This window comes from Streptomyces tricolor, from assembly GCF_002155905.1.
GTDB classification, from domain to species: Bacteria; Actinomycetota; Actinomycetes; order Streptomycetales; family Streptomycetaceae; genus Streptomyces; species Streptomyces tricolor.
Genome location: NZ_MUMF01000859.1, coordinates 1 through 2,427 on the forward strand (window position 1 = coordinate 1; position 2,427 = coordinate 2,427).

Sequence of the window (2,427 nt, forward strand, 5' to 3'; positions counted from 1 at the left end):
GCCCGGATCGCCGCCCGGCACCAGCCACGGGCACCCCACGCCGAGCCGAGCCGCGCCCCCATGCGCGAAACTGATCCCATGACGATTCACGAGAACCTTCTCGGCGGTCCGCCCCCGACCCACCTCCCCGACGACCCGGAGCCCCGCCAGGCGCTGGCGGACGGCACCGCGCCCGCGGACGTCGCCGCCCAGCACCCCACCTCCTCCCTCGCCTGGGCGCAGCTGGCGGACGAGGCGTTCGAGCGGGGCTCGGTCGTGGAGTCGTACGCCTACGCCCGTACGGGCTACCACCGCGGCCTGGACGCCCTGCGCCGCAGCGGCTGGAAGGGGCACGGCCCCGTCCCCTGGGAGCACGAGCCGAACCGCGGCTTCCTGCGCGCCCTGCACGCCCTCGCCCGCGCCGCGCAGGCGATCGGCGAGCAGGACGAGTACGAGCGCTGCACGCAGTTCCTGAAGGACTCCTCGCCGACGGCGGCCCAGACCCTGGGCTGACCCCGTAGGGGAGTCACCGGTGTGGCCCGTCTGGCAGCAGGCGGGCCTTGCCGTACCCGGGGGCATTGCGGAGGATGCGGGGTGGGGACCGGGGCCCCCGTGCCGGCATCGGCAGGGGCGGACCGCTACCCGTAGCAACAACAGGAGACAGCGATGTCCCAACAGGCTCACCCCCTTCCCGAGGCCGCTGAGCCCGAGACCCCGAACCTGGATTTCGCGGGGACGACGCCGTACGAGGACTACGTCAAGGCGGACGTCCTCACCCACCTCCAGCACACCCTCTCCGACGACCCCGGAGAGATGGTCTTCCTGGTGACCACCCAGGTCATGGAGCTGTGGTTCACGGTCATCGTGCACGAGTGGGAGACCGCCGCGCAGGCGCTCCGCTCGGACGACGTGCCCACCGCGATCGCCGCGCTGAAGCGGTCCGTGCGGGAACTGGAGGCCCTGAACGCCTCCTGGAAGCCGCTCGGCCAGCTCACCCCGGCCCAGTTCAACTCCTACCGCAGCGCGCTCGGCGAGGGCTCCGGCTTCCAGTCGGCGATGTACCGGCGCCTGGAGTTCCTGCTCGGCGAGAAGTCCGCGTCCATGCTCGTACCGCACCGCGGCGCCCCCCGCGTCCACGCGGAGCTGGAGAAGGCCCTGCACGAGCCCAGCCTGTACGACGAGGTGGTACGGCTCCTCGCGCGCCGCGGCCACGCCATCCCCGACACCGTGCTGCGCCGGGACGTCTCCCAGCGCTACGAGCCGTCGGAGGCCGTCGAGGCCGCCTGGACCGCCGTCTACGCGGGTGACGAGGGCGACGAACTCGCCCGGCTCGGCGAGGCGCTGACCGACGTCGCCGAACTGGTGTGGCGCTGGCGCAACGACCACCTGGTCGCCACCCGGCGCGCGATGGGCGCCAAGGCCGGCACCGGCGGCTCCGCCGGCGTGGCCTGGCTGGAGAAGCGCGCCCGCAAGAACGTCTTCCCCGAGCTGTGGACGGCGAGGTCCCATGTCTGAGCTGCCCCTGCTCGCGAAGAAGCTGGACGAGGCCGACGAACTGGCGCCCCTGCGGGACCGCTTCGTCCTGGACGAGGTCGTCTATCTCGACGGCAACTCCCTGGGCGCCCTTCCCGCGCACGTCCCCGACCGGGTCGCGGACGTCGTCCGGCGCCAGTGGGGCGAACTGCGCATCCGGTCCTGGGAGGAGAGCGGCTGGTGGACGGCGCCCGAGCGGATCGGCGACCGGATCGCCCCGCTGGTCGGCGCGGCACCCGGCCAGATCGTCGTCGGCGACTCGACGAGCGTCAACGTCTTCAAGGCGCTCGTGGCCGCGATCCGCATGGCGGACGACAGCCGTGACGAACTCCTGGTGGACGCGACCACCTTCCCCACGGACGGGTACATCGCCGAGTCCGCGGCCCGGCTGACCGGCCGCACCCTGCGCCCGGTGACCCCGGCCGAGGTGCCCGGGGCGCTGGGCGACCGCACCGCGGCGGTGCTGCTCAACCACGTCGACTACCGCACCGGCCGGCTGCACGACCTGCCCGCCCTCACCGCCGCGATCCACGCCTGCGGCGCCCTCGCGGTCTGGGACCTGTGCCACAGCGCGGGCGCGCTGCCGGTCGGCCTGGACGAGCACGGCGTCGACCTCGCGGTCGGCTGCACCTACAAGTACCTCAACGGCGGCCCGGGTTCACCGGCGTACCTGTATGTGCGCAGCGCGTTGCAGGACCGCTTCGACTCCCCGCTGCCCGGCTGGAACTCGCACGCCGAGCCGTTCGGCATGAGCCCGGCCTACACCCCGGCGGCGGGCGCCCTGCGCGGCCGGGTCGGTACGCCGGACATCCTCTCCCTGCTGGCGCTGGAGGCCGCGCTCGACGTCTGGGACGGGGTGTCCGTCACCGCCGTCCGCGCCAAGTCCCTGGCGCTGACGGACTTCTTCCTGCGCTG

Annotated in this window: 3 protein-coding genes; all 3 read left to right on the forward strand. The window is 73.5% G+C overall.

Annotated elements, in window-relative coordinates; genetic code table 11:
* Window positions 1-78 precede the first annotated feature (78 nt).
* Window positions 79-492, forward strand: a complete 414-nt coding sequence (locus CCN44_RS40800) for a DUF3151 domain-containing protein (protein WP_059250259.1) — start codon at window positions 79-81, stop codon at window positions 490-492.
* A 153-nt stretch (window positions 493-645) separates the two neighbouring features.
* Window positions 646-1,494 (forward strand): tryptophan 2,3-dioxygenase family protein, encoded by an 849-nt coding sequence (locus CCN44_RS40805; RefSeq protein WP_059250260.1) that lies wholly within the window; start codon window positions 646-648, stop codon window positions 1,492-1,494.
* Window positions 1,487-2,427 (forward strand): aminotransferase class V-fold PLP-dependent enzyme (locus CCN44_RS40810; protein ID WP_086704238.1); only part of this gene is annotated, 941 nt, incomplete at its 3' end. The genes CCN44_RS40805 and CCN44_RS40810, both read left to right, overlap by 8 nt.